8 protein-coding genes are annotated in these 15,081 nt (G+C 74.8%); 2 read left to right on the top strand and 6 right to left on the bottom strand.

Translation table 11 applies throughout. From position 1 onward, the window contains the following. Nucleotides 1–34: 34 nt before the first annotated feature. Both C892_RS0108395 and C892_RS0108390 read right to left on the bottom strand, forming a co-directional pair. Nucleotides 35–1,345 (bottom strand): hypothetical protein, encoded by a 1,311-nt coding sequence (locus tag C892_RS0108395; protein WP_017556828.1) that lies wholly within the window; start codon nucleotides 1,343–1,345, stop codon nucleotides 35–37. Nucleotides 1,346–1,769: 424 nt separating this feature from the next. Continuing rightward, complete coding sequence (locus C892_RS0108390) at nucleotides 1,770–3,083, bottom strand: ammonium transporter (protein ID WP_017556827.1); 1,314 nt, start codon at nucleotides 3,081–3,083, stop codon at nucleotides 1,770–1,772. Between the two features lie 403 nt (nucleotides 3,084–3,486). Between C892_RS0108390 and C892_RS0108385 the strand changes: the two genes are divergently transcribed. Both C892_RS0108385 and C892_RS0108380 read left to right on the top strand, forming a co-directional pair. Next, complete coding sequence (locus C892_RS0108385; protein ID WP_017556826.1) at nucleotides 3,487–4,461, top strand: ABC transporter ATP-binding protein; 975 nt, start codon at nucleotides 3,487–3,489, stop codon at nucleotides 4,459–4,461. A gap of 3 nt (nucleotides 4,462–4,464) precedes the next feature. After that, nucleotides 4,465–5,256, top strand: a complete 792-nt coding sequence (locus tag C892_RS0108380) for an ABC transporter permease (protein ID WP_017556825.1) — start codon at nucleotides 4,465–4,467, stop codon at nucleotides 5,254–5,256. A gap of 121 nt (nucleotides 5,257–5,377) precedes the next feature. On the opposite strand, the gene ftsY is transcribed toward C892_RS0108380, so the two are convergent. The 4 genes from ftsY to smc form a co-directional block, all read right to left on the bottom strand. After that, the gene (gene ftsY, locus C892_RS0108375; protein WP_017556824.1) at nucleotides 5,378–6,556 is read right to left on the bottom strand and encodes a signal recognition particle-docking protein FtsY; all 1,179 of its coding nucleotides are present in this window, start codon (nucleotides 6,554–6,556) and stop codon (nucleotides 5,378–5,380) included. A 258-nt stretch (nucleotides 6,557–6,814) separates the two neighbouring features. Beyond that, complete coding sequence (locus C892_RS0108370) at nucleotides 6,815–7,846, bottom strand: FecCD family ABC transporter permease (RefSeq protein ID WP_017556823.1); 1,032 nt, start codon at nucleotides 7,844–7,846, stop codon at nucleotides 6,815–6,817. 4 nt (nucleotides 7,847–7,850) lie between these two features. Continuing rightward, on the bottom strand, nucleotides 7,851–8,792 hold the full coding sequence (locus C892_RS0108365; RefSeq protein WP_017556822.1) for an ABC transporter substrate-binding protein: 942 nt from the start codon (nucleotides 8,790–8,792) through the stop codon (nucleotides 7,851–7,853). 2,445 nt (nucleotides 8,793–11,237) lie between these two features. Beyond that, the gene (gene smc / locus C892_RS0108360; RefSeq protein ID WP_017556821.1) at nucleotides 11,238–14,813 is read right to left on the bottom strand and encodes a chromosome segregation protein SMC; all 3,576 of its coding nucleotides are present in this window, start codon (nucleotides 14,811–14,813) and stop codon (nucleotides 11,238–11,240) included. Between the last annotated feature and the right edge of the window lie 268 nt (nucleotides 14,814–15,081).

Raw genomic sequence — 15,081 nt, 5'->3', positions numbered from 1 at the left:
GCCGGCCCCGCCCCGCCTCGAAGGAAACGGGCTGCTAGTCGCCGCCCTCGGCGGGCGACTCCTCCGGGGAGGCGTCCTCGCCCCCGGAACCGCCGCCGGACTCCGACAGCGCCTTCTTCTGCTTCTCCAGCTCGCCGGCGATCTCCTCGGCGGCCTTGGAGCTCAGGCCCCGGGTCGAGAGGCGGGCGCTGCCGCTGATCTCGTAGTCCTTGGGCTCGGTGCTGGGCTCGAGGGCGAAGTCCACACCGCAGGAGACGCCGACGGTGCCGCCGATCTCCAGCGTCTCGGTGGTGTCGCACTTCTTCTCGCCCAGCTCGTCGTTGGAGAAGGTCGCGTCCATCCGGACGATGACCTTGCCCTCGTCCTCGCCGTCCGAGCCGTCCTCGGCGGTGCCGGAGATCGTGCAGGCGCCGCCCTCCTGGCAGGACAGGTCCAGCTCGCTCTCCCAGCCGACCTCGGCGCGGGCGTCGCGCGAGGAGGACAGGTCGTCCTCGGCCGCCGCGATCGCGGTGTCGTAGACGCCCTCGACGTCGGCGGCCTCGGGCTCGGTGAGGTTGAACTGGACGCGCGCACCGGAGGCGCCGTCCTCGGCCGAGGCGTCCGCGGAGGCCTCGCCGTCCTCTTCACCGCCGGAGTCCCCGCCGCCGGAGTCCTCGCCGGAGCCGCCCTGGCCGGCGGCCAGGTCCTCGATCTCCATGCGCAGGAGGGTGTACGGCTCCTCCTCGCTGATCCAGACCCGGTTCTGGTCCCCGCCGCCCAGGTCGACCCGGTAGGCCGGGGTGCCGTCGAGGTCTTCCAGGCGCGCCTCGTCCGAGGCGGTGCCCAGGCCCTCCAGCGCGGCGGACAGCTCGGCAGGGGCCAGCTGCGCGCCCGGGTCCAGGCCCAGCTGGCCGTTGGAGACCCGCACCCACGACCCGCCGTACTGGTCGGAGTCGGGGTTGGCGATGGTCTGGTCGAGCCAGAACTCGTCGGGGGCGTTGAGGAACAGGCGGCCCTCGGCCTCCAGGACCTCGGCCTCGTTCTCGCCCTCCTTGTACGTTCCCTGGACCGCCCCGGACGAGGTGACCGTCAGGGCGGCGTCGTTGACCCCCTCGCCCTCGCCTCCTGAGGCGAGCTTGCCCTGGACCGCGACGGCGTCGGAGGACGCGAGCCGTTCGAGGGCGCCCTCGAGGACCGGCGCCGCCTCGACGGGTTCGGCCTGGTCCTGCGTCTCCTCGCCCCCACCGGGGCGCAGGTCGCTCAGATCCAGGTTGCAGCCGGCCGCGACGACCGCGACCGCCGCCGCCGTCGCGGCGTAGGCGAGCGGTCGCCCCGACCGCCGTCTGCTGGACTTCACCGGCGCCATCTTGCCTCCAGGCCCCTTGCGCTCGGCCCGTCCCGCGGCAGGTGCCGACGGGCGCACGCAGAGATTTCGGGCTGTCGTTCACTCGGTCACGGGAGCGCGCGGGAGCCTGTCCCGGCTCCGGGCGCACAACGGCGGGCCGCTCCACGAGATCGCAGCGCCGGCGATCGCACCGGCGGCCGGTCGTCGGACCCGTCCGTGGGTGTCAGAGTACCGAACCGCGCCGCTTCTCCTTGCAAACCGCGGCCCAGGTTTCGCCCAGAGTCACCCGCGCAGGCCGGACGCGGCCGCCGCCGCGTCCGGTTCCGGCTCCCGACACACCGCTGGGCCGGCGATGGGGCGGTCCCCGTCGTCGGCCCAGCCTTACGCGCCTCCCGGCCCCGTGCCCCCGTCCGCCCCCTCGACGCTGAGGGGGCGGGGGCGGGGGCTACCGGGAGGCGACCTCCTCGCCCGGAGGCGTCGGCGAGGAGAGCTCGGTCACCTCTTCGTCGTCCAGCTCGTCGAAGGCGTAGGCGGTCTCGGAGTGCAGCTCGTGGTCGAGCCCGTTGGTCTCCACGTGGACCGGGATCCTGAAGCCCATCACCAGGTCGATGACCTTGGCGACCACCCAGGTGACGGCGAAGGAGTAGAGCGCCACGCCGACCACGGCCACCGCCTGCACCGCCAGCAGCGCCGGGGAGCCGCCGTAGAGCAGCCCGTTCTCCCCTCCGGTCGCGGCCGAGGCGAGCAGGCCGATGGCCAGGGAGCCGATGATGCCGCCGACCATGTGCACGCCGACCACGTCGAGGGCGTCGTCGTACTTGAACTTGAACTTCCAGCTGATGGCGTAGGCGCACACGGCACCGGAGAGCACACCGACGCCGATCGCGCCGACCGGGGTGACGTCGGCGGCCGCCGGGGTGATGGCGACCAGGCCGGCGATGGCGCCGGAGGCGAAGCCCAGCGCGGTGATCTTGCCGTAGCGGATCCGCTCCACCAGCATCCAGGCGCCGGTCGCGGCGGCGGTGGCCACCTGGGTGTTGACCAGGGCCAGGGCGGCGGTGGCGTCGGCGGCGTAGGCCGAGCCCGCGTTGAACCCGAACCAGCCGAACCACAGCAGGGCCGCGCCGAGCAGGACGAAGGGCAGGTTGTGCGGCCTCATGGACTCCGAGCCGAAGCCCTTGCGGCGGCCGAGCACCATGGTCAGGGCCAGCGCGGCGGCGCCGGCGTTGATGTGCACCGCGGTACCGCCGGCGAAGTCGACCACCTCGGCGCCGCCGATGGTGATCTGGCCGACCCAGCCGCCGCCCCACACCCAGTGCGCGACCGGGAAGTAGACCAGCAGCGACCACACCGGGACGAACAGCAGCCAGGCGCCGAACTTGGCGCGGTCGGCGATGGCGCCGCTGATCAGGGCGACGGTGATGACGGCGAACATCATCTGGAAGCCGGCGTCGACCAGCAGCGGGTAGCCGCCCTCGGGGTCGACCTCCCCGATCATGGTCGACAGGCCGGCGTCGCTGAGTCCGCCGATGAACGGGGAGAGCGGGCCCGAGCCCTCTCCGTAGGCCAGGCTGTGGCCGACCAGGACCCACAGGACGCTGACGATCGCGATGCTCGCGAAGCTCATCAGCATCATGTTCAGCACGCTCTTGGCCCGGGACATGCCTCCGTAGAAGAAGGCCAGTCCGGGGGTCATGAGCATGACCAGTGCAGCGCTCACCAGCAGCCAGGCGGTCGTGCCCGTGTCGAGCCCTTCCATGGTCGCCTCCAAGCAGGGATGGGGGATGTGTACGTACTCCTCGGTGATGCGAGCACGTCGTCGGGCCCGGCGCGTTCACCTCGACGGACACGATCGTCCCGGCCTGTTTCCCGGTGGAGCCGTGTCTGTTGCGCACGCGTAAAGCATCTGGTCGGGCGGTTACATCCGCGTGTCGCGGACGGGCGGAACCGGAGCGGGGCGCGGAGGGCGCGGGGCGCTCCCCCGGTGCGGACGGCCCGTGGGCAGGGCCGTGAGGGGCCCAGACCGTGTTAAGGCCCGGTCAACGCTTCCGGCGGGGGTTTGCCGGGCCGTCTTCCGGTGCATGGGAGGGGGAGGATGCGAAAACCCTCGACCTCCGCACGCCGCGCGGCCCGCGGCGCGCGGCACGGGAAGGCGGGTCGCCATGGCCGCAGAGCAGGCGCGGGGCGGGGCCCCGCCCGCGATCGACATCAGCGGGCTGGCCAAGAGCTACGGGCGCCGCACCGCCCTCAACGGCGTCGACCTGCGGGTCCGTGAGGGCGAGGTGTTCGGGTTCCTCGGCCCCAACGGCTCGGGCAAGACCACCACGATCCGGGTGCTGCTCGACCACATCCGGCGCGACGCCGGGAGCGTGTCGGTCCTGGGGCGCGACCCGCGCACCGACGGGGTCGCCCTGCGCCGGGAGGTGGGCTACCTTCCCGGTGAGCTGACCATGGCCGGGCGGAGGTCGGCCGGGGACCTGCTGGGGTTCTACGCCCGGCTGCGCGGCGGGGTGCCCCGGGCGCGCATCGAGGAGCTGGCCGGGCGGCTCGGTCTGGACCTGCGGCGCCCGGTCCGCGGGCTCTCCAAGGGCAACAAGCAGAAGGTGGGGCTGGTGCAGGCGTTCATGCACCGGCCGCGGCTGCTCATCCTGGACGAGCCCACCAGCGGCCTCGACCCGCTGCTCCAGCAGGAGTTCCTGGCGATGGTGCGGCAGGCCCGCGAGGCGGGGGCCACCGTCTTCATGTCGTCGCACGTGCTGAGCGAGGTCCACGACGCGGCCGACCGCGCGGCGATCATCCGCGACGGCCGGATCGTGGCGACCGAGGACATGGACGCCCTGCGCGCACGGGCGGTGCACGAGTTCTCCATCCGGTTCGCCGAACCGTTGGGCGAGGCGCAGGCGCAGGAGTTCGCGGCGCTGGAGAACGTCCGCGGTGTCCGGACCGAGGGCGACCGGCTCACCTGCACGGTCGACGGCAGCCCGGACGCGCTGGTCAAGCTCGCCGCCCGCAGGACGGTGCTGCTGATGTCGGCCGTCGAGCCGGACCTGGAGGAGCTCTTCTTCACCCACTACGCCGACGGGGCCGACGGGGCCGACGGGGCCGACGGCGGGGCGGCCCGCGAGGGAGGGGGCTGACCCATGGGCGTCCAGGTGTTCGGCCGCTTCCTGCGCGAGCGCGCGCGGGGCCTGGCCGGCTGGTCCCTCGCGGTGGCGGCGGTCACGGCGATGTACGCCGCGTTCTGGCCCACGATGGCCGACACCGCCGACCTGATGCAGCAGTACGTGGAGGCCATGCCCGCGATGGGCGAGGCCATGGGGTGGAACGACATGACCTCCCCGGAGGGCTACATCGAGGCCACGGTGCTGCTGCTGGTGCCGGTCCTGATGGTGGTCGCGGCCATCGGCGTCGGGGCGCGGGCCGTCGCCGGCGACGAGGAGGAGGGCGCCCTCGAACTGGTCATGGCCTACCCGGTGGGCCGCACCTCCCTGCTGGTGCAGCGCTTCGCCGCGTCGGCGGTCCACACCGCCGTGCTCGGTGCGGTGATGTTCCTCGTCCTGCTGGGGCTCTCCCCCGTGCTGGACCTGGGCATCGGCGCCGGGCACCTGGCGGCCGCCTGCCTGTCCACCGCCCTGGTCGCGCTCTGCTATGGAACCGCGGCCTTCGCCATCGGCGCCGTGACAGGGCGGCGCTCCTTCGCCATCGCGGGCGGGGCGTTCCTGGCCGTGGTCGGCTACCTGGGCGACACCTTCGCGCTGACCGTGGACGACCTGGAGTGGATGCGGTTCACCTCGGCGTTCTACTACGGGTTCGACCCCGAGCCCCTGGTGAACGGGGTGGACCCCGGGTACACGCTCGTCATCGCCGCGGTCCCCCTCGTGCTGGCGGCGGTGGCGGCCGCCGTCTTCGCCCGGCGCGACGTGCTGGTCTGAACGGCGCCGGCACCGGCGCCGACACCGGTGTCGGCGCCCCCCGGCCGCACGACGACGGCCGCCCCTGCCCGGAGGGGATCCGGGCGGGGGCGGCCGTGTGCGCCGGCGGTTCCGCCCAGGCCTACTCCTCCAGGAGGGCGTCGACGAACTCCTCGGGGTCGAACGGCGCCAGGTCGTCGGGCCCCTCGCCCAGGCCCACCAGCTTGACCGGGACGCCGAGCTCGCGCTGGACCTGGATGATGATTCCGCCCTTGGCCGTCCCGTCCAGCTTGGTCAGCACGATCCCGGACACGTCCACGACCTCGGCGAACACCCGCGCCTGGCGCAGGCCGTTCTGCCCGGTGGTGGCGTCCAGCACCAGCAGCACGTCGTCCACCTGGGACTTCTTCTCCACCACGCGCTTGACCTTGCCGAGCTCGTCCATCAGCCCGGTCTTGGTGTGCAGGCGGCCGGCGGTGTCGACGATCACCGAGTCGGCGCCCTCCTCGACGCCGCGCGCGACGGCGTCGAAGGCGACGCTGGCCGGGTCGGCCCCCTCGTCCTTGCGGACCACCGGCGCGCCGACCCGCGAGCCCCAGGTCTCCAGCTGGTCGGCGGCGGCGGCGCGGAAGGTGTCGGCCGCCCCCAGCACCACCTTCTTGCCGTCGCCCACCAGGACGCGGGCGAGCTTGCCGGTGGTGGTGGTCTTGCCGGTCCCGTTCACGCCCACGACCATGACCACGCCGGGGCGGCCCTGGTGCGGACCGGTGTGCACGGTGCGGTCCATGTCCGCGCCGATCTGGCCGAGCAGCTCCTCGCGGAGCATCGCCCGCACCTCGTCGGGGCTTCGGGTGCCCAGCACCTTGACCTTGGTGCGCAGCCCTTCGACGATCTGCGACGCCGAGGTGACGCCGACGTCGGCGGTGATGAGGGTGTCCTCGATCTCCTCCCACGCGTCGTCGTCCAGGGTGTCGGAGGAGAGGATGTTGAGCAGGCCCTTGCCCAGGGTCGACTGCGAGCGGGCCAGGCGCGCCCGCAGCCGCACCAGGCGGCCCGCGGACGGCGGCGGGGTCTCGATGCTCGGCGCCGCGGGGGCCTCGGCGGCCTGCTCGGGGAGCACCTCGGGCTCGGCGGTGGCGGCGCCCGACCGCTCCCCCTCGTCCTCGGCCGCTTCAGGGGCGGCCGTGGTGGTGCCGCCCTCCTCGACGGGCGGGGCCTCCTCCTTGCCCGCCCCGGGACGGCGCGGCCGGATGAGCACGACGCCGCCGAAGACGAGCAGGGCGACGACGAATACGGCAACAGCGAAGATCGTGTAGTCCATCAGTCTCCTAGCGAGGTCCCCCGACCCGCGGGCGAGAGGCGGTCTCCAGGCTCGGACGACCGCCGCTCCGGCGCCGGCCGCACGGTGGTGGTCGTGATCGGCGGGGGCGCGGTCCAGTCTCCCAGATGCGGGGGCGCGATCCGATCACGTCCGCGCCCCGTTCCGGTCGCGCAGCGCACGGGGGCCCGGGTCAGGGTGCGTGTGCGGTGGGTGGCGCCCGGCCCGGCCGCGCACCGGGAAGGGCCCCGAGGGGGCGCCTCAGGTGCCCTGCGCCCGCGTCGCGCGCAGGATCATGACGAAGAACGGCGCGCCGAGGAAGGCGGTCACCACCCCCAGCGGCAGCTCGGCGGGGGCGATCAGGGTGCGCGCGACGACGTCGACGAGCACCAGGAAGGCGGCGCCGCACAGCAGCGACATGGGCAGCACCAGCCGGTACCCGGTGCCCACCAGCCGGCGCACCATGTGCGGGACGACGATGCCCACGAACCCGATCAGGCCGCTGACCGAGACCGCGGCCGCCGTGCCCAGGGAGGCCGCGGCGATCACCGCCAGCCGTACGGCCGCGGTGTTCAGGCCCAGGCTCACCGCCTTCTCCTCGCCCAGGGCCAGCAGGTCCAGCATCGGGGCGCAGGCCAGCATGCACACCACCGACAGCACCGCATAGGGCAGCACCGTGGTCACCTCGTCCCAGCCGCTGCGGACCAGGCCGCCCAGCACCCAGGAGAAGATGCGCTGCAGCTCGTCCGTGCGCAGCTGCTGGACCAGGGTCTGGGCCGCCGACAGGAACGAGGAGACCGCGACCCCGGCCAGCACCAGGGAGGCGGTGCCGCCCCGGCCGGCCGAGTGGCCCAGCGCGTAGGCGGCGGCGACGCCGAGCAGCGCGCCGGCGAAGGCGGCCACCGGGACCATCGAGCGGGGCGCGTCGAACCACTCGGCGCCGAAGGCGATGACCACGGTCGCGCCGAGCCCGGCCCCGCCGGCCGCCCCCAGCAGGTAGGGGTCGGCCAGCGGGTTGCGGAACACGCCCTGGTAGGCGGCGCCCGCCGCGGCGAGCAGCGCGCCCACCAGGGCGCCCAGCACCACGCGCGGCAGGCGCAGTTGGACGAGCACGGCCATCTGGCGGTCGTCGAGCGGGGACTCCGCCCCGGGCAGCACCCGCGCCGCGAGGGCGTGGACGATCTGCCAGGGGGTGATGGAGGCCGCGCCCGCGGCGACGCCGACCAGCGCCGCGGCGGCCAGCACCGCCGCGGCGCCGGCCAGCCAGGGCCAGGCCGTGCGACCGCGTCCCACCCGCTCAGTCCTCCTGGGCGGCGATCACCGCGTCGGAGACGCTCTGGACCAGGTCGACCACGCGCGGGCCCCAGCGGGAGGAGATGTCCTGGTCGAGCTGGACGATGTCGCCGTTCTCCACGGCGGTGACGGTGTCGAAGGCCGGGCGCGTCTCCAGGTCGTCCACCGCGTCCCCGCCGGGGTAGCCCAGGAAGACCAGGTCGGGGTCCTCCTCGACGACGAACTCGGGGGACAGCTGCGGGTAGCCGCCGGACTCGGCGGCGCCGTCGGTCCCGTCGGCGATGTTCTCCAGGCCCAGCTCGGAGTAGACCTGGCCGATGAAGGTGTCGGAGGTGGCCGAGTACAGCGAGTCGTCCACCTCGTGGTAGACGCTCAACTCGGTGTCGCCGAGCGCCTCGCGGGTCTCGGTGGTGATCTTCTCGATCTCGTCCCGGATGCGCTCGGCCTCGGCGTCGGCCTCCTCCGCGTGGCCGGTGGCCCCGCCCAGCGTCTCCAGCTGCTCGTAGGTGTCGTCGAAGGCGGTGGCGGCCTCCAGCACCAGGACGGGCACCCCGACCGACTCCAGCTGGTCCGCGGCGCCCTCGGCGTCCTGGGACATGACCACCAGGTCGGGGTCCTCCTCGGTGATGGCCTCGACGTTGGGGGTGAACCCGGACAGGCCGGTGGTGGGGGCCTCCTCCGGGTAGTCGGAGTGCTCGTCCACGGCGGCGACCTGGTCGCCGGCGCCGATGGCGAAGAGCATCTCGGTGCTCGACGGCGAGAGCGAGACGATGCGCTCGGGCTCGGCGTCGACGGTGACCTCGCCCCTGGCGTCGTTCACGGTGACCGGGTAGGCGCCCCCGGCGTCGGCGGAGCCCTCGCTCCCGCCGGAGTCGGAACCGCCGCAGGCGGACAGGACGAGCACGGCGGGCAGGGCGGCCGCCGTGGTGAAGCGTGCGATGCGCACGGCACTCCTTCTTGCTTGTGGCGTGGGGAAGCACCGAGCCCGCCGAGGCGGACTGTCCCTCCCACGAGGACAGTGGACGCCGGCACCGCAGAGGCGACCTGGCTCGTCCCGCCCCGGAGGGCGGGCGTCACAGTTGCGGGGCAGCGCCGGATCCGGGCGGCCGCAGGCCGCCCTCCCGGACTTCGCTCACGCGGTGCCGTTGACCAGCCGCTTCGCCGGAGGCGAAGGAGCAGGTCAACGTGTCCACTTTAGTCGCTCCCGTCCGATCCCCGGCGGCCCGCTCCCCTGACAGGCCCATACACGGTGGCCACCGCCCCGCCGAAGCCCCTGCCGGCGGACGCCGACGGGACCCGCTTCCACACTCCCGACGGGCCGACCGCCGGACGGCGGAGCCCCGCACCTTTCGGTAGCGCTGCCACCCGACAGGCGGGCGGCCGGTCACCAGAGAGGGCGCTGGCGGCGCAGCCGGTGCCCCGCCCACGCCTGCTTGCCGGGCGGCGGGTCGTCGGGGTGCCAGGGGGAGGGCGGCGACGACGTGGCGGGGCGGTTCCCCGGTGCCGCCGGTCGGCCGCCGGGCCCCTCGCGGTCCGGGAAGAGCGGCGACGAGGGCACAGCGGATACCCCGCTCGGTGTTGCTTGCCGGGTGGCGGGTCGTCGGGGTGCCAGGGGGAGGGGCGGCGACGAGGAGGCGGGGCGGTTCCCCGGTGTCGGCGGTCGGCCGCCGGGCCTCTGGCGGTCCGGGAAGAGCAGCGACGACGGGACGGCTGGTGCTCCGCTCACGGGCTCCGGCCGGGTGGCGGGTCGTCGGGGTGCCAGGGGAGGGCGGCGAAGAGGAGGCGGGCCCGTTCCTCAGGGGCGGCGGTCGGCTTCCGGGTCTCTCGCGGTCCCGGCAGGGGTGTGGCGGGGCCGACCGCCTCCCGCCCGCGCCCGCGGCGCCGAACCTGGCCCGCGCCGGGCCTCCCTTAACCGACGACTCCCTCCTGACCTGGGTGAACACGCACCGTCACAGGGGCGGGGAGGGCGGGGGCGCGCTGATCGACGCCTCCTGGCGGCTCCCGGGTGCGATCGCGGCCAGACCAGAACGCGGTTCGGTGCCACGGTGTCCTCATTGCCCCTGTTCGTCCGCTCGCCGAGGAGGGCGGGGGCGCCAGGAGGGGGGCGGGGCACCCGCCCGTGCCGGGCCTCGCACCGACCTCGACCCCTTTCCGCTTACTCGGGGTGACGAAGAGTGCCGCAATCGGGTCTGGTGTGCCGGTAGAAGGGGCGCAGGACACCGAATCCCGTTCTGGTCTGGCCGCCACCGCACGCCCGCCCCGCCCGCGGGGCCGCTCCGGGCGCGCGCGAGGCCCGCACCCCCTCCCGATCCGGACAAACGGGACGACCGGCGGGCCGCCCCGGCCGGACGTCGGCCCGCAAGGGCCGGTTCCCCATCGATAGTGGCGGTATCGCCACGCAAATGCGCATTCCGTGGCGATACCACCACTATCGATGCACTGCCGCCGCCTGGCGCGCCCGGTGTGCCCGGAACGCGAAGACGGGGGAGCAATCTGGGCGGCGGGCCACCCGGCCAGCCCCGGCAGGCGGGCCGAGCGCGCCCCCTGCCGTCCCCCCGCCCCTGACCATGGGAGGCCCGGCGCCCGACCGCCAGGACCGGGGAACCGCCCCGCTTTGTCGTCGCCGCCCCTCCCCCTGGCACCCCGGCGGCCCGCCACCCGGCCGGAGCCCACGAGTGGGGGACCAGCCGTCCCGTCGTCGCCGCTGTTCCTGGAGCGCAAGAAGCCCGGCGGCCGACCGCCGACACCGGGGAAGCACCCCGCTTTGTCGTCGCCGCCGTCTCCCGGCACCCCGGCGGCCCGCCACCCGGCCAGCAGGCGCGAGCGGGGCACCGCCTATCCCGTCGTCGCCGCTGTTCCTGGAGCGCAAGAAGCCCGGCAGCCGACCGGCATCACCGGCGAAGCGCCCCGCTTTGTCCTCGCCGTCCCTCCCCCCCGGCACCCCGGCGGCCCGCCACCCGGCCGGAGCCCACGAGTGGGGGACCAGCCGTCCCGTCGTCGCCGCTGTTCCTGGACCGCGAGGGGCCGGCGGCCGACCGCCGACACCGGGGAAGCGCCCCGCTTTGTCGTCGCCGTCTCCCTGGCGCCGAAGGGCCCTGTCGCCCGGCAGGCAGGCGTGAGCGGGGCACCGGCTGTCCCGTTGTTGCTGCTCATCGCTGGTACCGCCGGGACGCCTGCGCCCGGCGGCGGCGAGTGAGCGGGGGACCAGCCGTCCCGTCGTTGCTGCTCATCACCGGGACCGCGAGAGGCCGGGCGGCCGACCGGCGGCCCCGGGGAACCGCCCCGCTCCGCCGTCGCCGCCTTCCCGCTTGCACCCCGGGAACCCGGCGGCCGGCAAGCAGGCCGGAGCGGGGCACCGGCTGCGCCGTCGCCGCCCTGTCCCTTCGTCCCCTCAGGCGACGTAGGGGTTGATCTCCTCGGCGGCCTTGCGGTCGAGCTTCTGGCTGATCACCTGGGAGATGCCGTCGCCCTGCATGGTCACGCCGTAGAGGGCGTCGGCCGCCTCCATGGTGCGCTTCTGGTGAGTGATCACGATCAGCTGGGACGACTCCCGCAGCTCCTCGAAGATCACCAGGAGGCGCTGGAGGTTGGTGTCGTCCAGGGCGGCCTCGACCTCGTCCATCACGTAGAAGGGGGACGGCCGCGCCTTGAAGATCGCGGCCAGGAAGGCGACCGCGGTCAGCGACCGCTCCCCGCCCGACAGGAGGGACAGCCGCTTCACCTTCTTGCCCGGCGGGCGGGCCTCCACCTCCACCCCCGTGGAGAGCATGTCCTCCGGAGAGGTGAGGACCAGCTTGCCCTCCCCGCCCGGGAACAGGCGGCCGAAGATCTTCGCGAACTCCCGCTCGACGTCGCCGAAGGCCGCCGAGAACACCTCCTGCACCCGGTCGTCCACCTCCTTGACGACGTGGAGCAGGTCGCGCTTGGTCTTCTTCAGGTCCTCCAGCTGGGCGTTGAGGAAGGCGTGCCGCTCCTCCAGGGCCGCGTACTCCTCCAGCGCCAGCGGGTTGATCTTGCCGAGCCGGTTCAGGTTCCGCTCCGCCTCCTTGGCCCGCTTCTCCTGCACCGACCGCACATAGGGCACCGGAACCGCCGCATCGCCCTCGGCGTCGGCCGACGGCGGGACCGGCACGTCCGGCCCGTACTCGGCGAGCAGCACCGGCACCTCGACGCCCAGCTCCTCCACCGCCCGGGTGTGCATCTGCTCCAGGCGCATCCGGCGCTCCGCGCGCGCCACCTCGCTGCCGTGCACGGTGCTGACCAGCTTCTCCAGCTCCACCGACAGCTCCCGCACCCGCGCGCGCACCGTCTTGAGCTCGCCCTCCTGCTCCTGGCGGCGCCGCTCGGCCTCGGACCGGACCCGCTCGGCCTCGGCCAGCGAGTGCTCGATGCGCTCCAGGGCCAGGCGCGCCGCCTCGGCCACCGCCTCGGCCACCCGCGCCTGCTCGGCGCGGAGCCGGCGGCGGCGCTCGGCCCGCTCCCGGGCCTCCCGCTCGGCCTGGGCCTGGCGCAGCAGCCCCGCGGCCCGCCCCTCGATGGAGCGCACCCGCTCCTCGGAGGTGCGCACCGCCAGCCGCGCCTCCATCTCCGCCTGGCGGGCCTCGGAGGACTCCCGGGCCAGCGCGTCCCGGCGCTCGGTGTCGGGCTCGTCGTCCTCTGCGGGCTCCGCGTCCGCGGCGGCGAGCCGCTGCTCCAGCTCGGCCAGAGTGTCCAGCTCGGTCTGGCGCCCGGTGGCCGCCTTGGCGGCCGCGGCCGCGTACCGCTCCACCTCCGCCTCGGCCGAACGGGCCTGCCCGCCCAGCTTTCCGAGCCGCTGCGCCAGCTCGTTGCGGCGCTTGTCGCCCTCGCGGCGGCGCGCGCCCAGCTCCTCGACCCGGGCGGCGGCCCCGTCCCGGCGCTCCTGCGCCCCGGCCAGGGCCTCGCCCGCCTCCCGGCAGGAGGCGTCGGCCGCGGCGATGCGCTCGGCGGCCTCGTCGACGGCGGCCTGCACCTGCAGCAGGCTCGGCGCGCCCGCCGACCCGCCGTGCACCAGCGCCCCCGCGAACACGTCCCCGTCAGGGGTGACGCAGGTCAGCTCCGGGAGGGCGGCCAGCACCCGGCGCGCCTGCGCCGCGTCACCGACCAGCACCGCCCGCTCCAGCAGCGCGGTCACCGCGCCGGCCAGGCGCTCGGGCGCGGTCACCGCGTCCCGGGCGTACCTGCAGCCCTCGGGCGGCTCCGGCCAGTCCTCGCGCGCGAGCGCGGGGCCGGCCTGGGCCACCACCACACCGGCGCGCCCGGCCTCGTCCTGCTTGAGCAGGGCCAGCGCCGCCTCGGCGCCGTCGAGGCCCTCGACCGCCACGCCCTCGGATGCGGCGCCCATGGCGGCGGCCACCGCGTCCTCGTGTCCGGGCTCGACGTCCACCAGCTCGGCCATGGCGCCGATCGCGCCGGGCAGCGCCTCGCCCGCGGCGAGCAGGGCGGCCGCGCCGTCCTTGCGCTCCAGGCCCATCTCCAGGGCCTCCTTGCGCGCCACCAGTGCGGCGCGCTCCCGCTCGGCGGTGCGCTCGGCGTCGCGCAGCCGCGCCAGTTCGGCGTCGGCCCCCTCCAGGTCGGCGCGGGCCTGCTCCAGGGCGCCGTCCAGTTCGGCGTCGCCCTCCTCCAAGCCCTCAGAGGCCTCGGCCGCCTCCTCGTACTCCAGGCGGGCGGCCTCGGCGCGCTCGCGGGCCTCGGCGGCGGCCTCGTCGAGCCGCTGGACCTCGGCCTCGCCCGCGGCCAGCCGGCCCCGCACGGCGTCGACCTTGCCGCGCAGGCGGACCAGGCCCTCCCTGCGGTCGGCGGCTGCGCGTGCGGCGGCCGCGATCCGCTTCTCCTCGGCCTCCAGCGCCGACTCGGCCTCGGTCCGCACGCGGACCGCCTCGTCCAGCCCCTCCCGGGCCTCCTCGAGGCGGAAGCGGAGCGCCTCCTCCTGGGCGGCGGCCTCCTCGGCCTCCTGCTCCAGCTCCTCGGGGTCGGGGCCGCCGCGCTCCTCCGCGGGGGCGGCGGCGAGGTTGCGGTGGCGCTCGGCGGCCAGCCCGGCCACCGCGCCGAGGCGCTCCCGGAGCCGGGAGAGCCCGTGGTAGGCGTCCTGGGCGCGGGCCAGGGCGGGCGCGGAGCGGGCGGCGTCCTCCTCCAGAACGCTCTCCCGTTCCTGGGCCTCGCTCAGGGACCGCTCGGCGGCCTCGCGGCGGCGGCGGACCTCGGCCTCGTCGGCCTCCTCCTTCTCCAGCTCGCCGGTGAGCGTGGCGATGTCGTCGGCCAGCAGCCGGAGCCGCGCGTCGCGCAGGTCGGCCTGGATGACCTGGGCCTTGCGCGCCAGTTCCGCCTGGCGCCCCAGCGGCTTGAGGCGGCGGCGCAGCTCGGCGGTCAGATCGGTGACGCGGTCCAGGTTGCCCTGCATCGCGTCCAGCTTCCGCAGCGCCTTCTCCTTGCGCTTGCGGTGCTTGAGGATGCCGGCGGCCTCCTCGATGAGAGACCGCCGCTCCTCAGGGCCGGCGTGCAGGACCGTGTCCAGCTGTCCCTGGCCGACGATGACGTGCATCTCCCGGCCGATGCCCGAGTCGCTGAGCAGGTCCTGGATGTCCAGCAGACGGCAGGTGTCGCCGTTGATGGCGTACTCCGAGCCGCCGTTGCGGAACATCGTCCGCCGGATGGTGACCTCGGTGTAGTCGATCGGCAGGGCGCCGTCGGAGTTGTCGATCGTCAGGGAGACCTCGGCACGCCCGAGCGCCGGGCGGGAGGAGGTCCCCGCGAAGATGACGTCCTCCATCTTGCCGCCGCGCAGGCTCTTGGCCCCCTGCTCGCCCATCACCCACGCCAGGGCGTCGACCACGTTGGACTTGCCCGACCCGTTGGGCCCCACCACGCAGGTGATCCCGGGTTCGAAGCGCAGGTTGGTGGCGGAGGCGAAGGACTTGAAGCCGCGCAGCGTCAGGTTCTTCAGGTACACCCCGCGTCCCCTCCGGCCTCGGCGTCACCGGTGCTCCCGGTTCCGGTCCGGATTTCGGACCGACGGGTCCAAGGGTGCCATGAGCGGCCGCGGAAAGAGGCCGCAATCGGCCCGAGAGTCGCCCGCCACGGTGAGGATTGTGGGAAATCCCCGGGGGTACATCCCCGAATGACGATGGCGGAACTGCGGAGAGGACGGGAAGTATCCCGAGAAGTGCACCCAAGGGACGCCGGTCCTGCGGCCGCGCGAGCAGCGGCCGGGGCGTCCC

Source organism: Nocardiopsis baichengensis YIM 90130, from assembly GCF_000341205.1.
GTDB classification, from domain to species: domain Bacteria; phylum Actinomycetota; class Actinomycetes; order Streptosporangiales; family Streptosporangiaceae; genus Nocardiopsis_A; species Nocardiopsis_A halophila.
This window is presented reverse-complemented; position numbering and strand designations above follow the sequence as displayed.

Coding starts and splice junctions, on each gene's coding strand:
- C892_RS0108390 (WP_017556827.1), bottom strand. CDS start 3,083: ATGGAAGGGCTCGACACGGGCACGACCGCCTGGCTGCTGGTGAGCGCT.
- C892_RS0108380 (WP_017556825.1), top strand. CDS start 4,465: ATGGGCGTCCAGGTGTTCGGCCGCTTCCTGCGCGAGCGCGCGCGGGGC.
- C892_RS0108395 (WP_017556828.1), bottom strand. CDS start 1,345: ATGGCGCCGGTGAAGTCCAGCAGACGGCGGTCGGGGCGACCGCTCGCC.
- C892_RS0108385 (WP_017556826.1), top strand. CDS start 3,487: ATGGCCGCAGAGCAGGCGCGGGGCGGGGCCCCGCCCGCGATCGACATC.
- ftsY (WP_017556824.1), bottom strand. CDS start 6,556: ATGGACTACACGATCTTCGCTGTTGCCGTATTCGTCGTCGCCCTGCTC.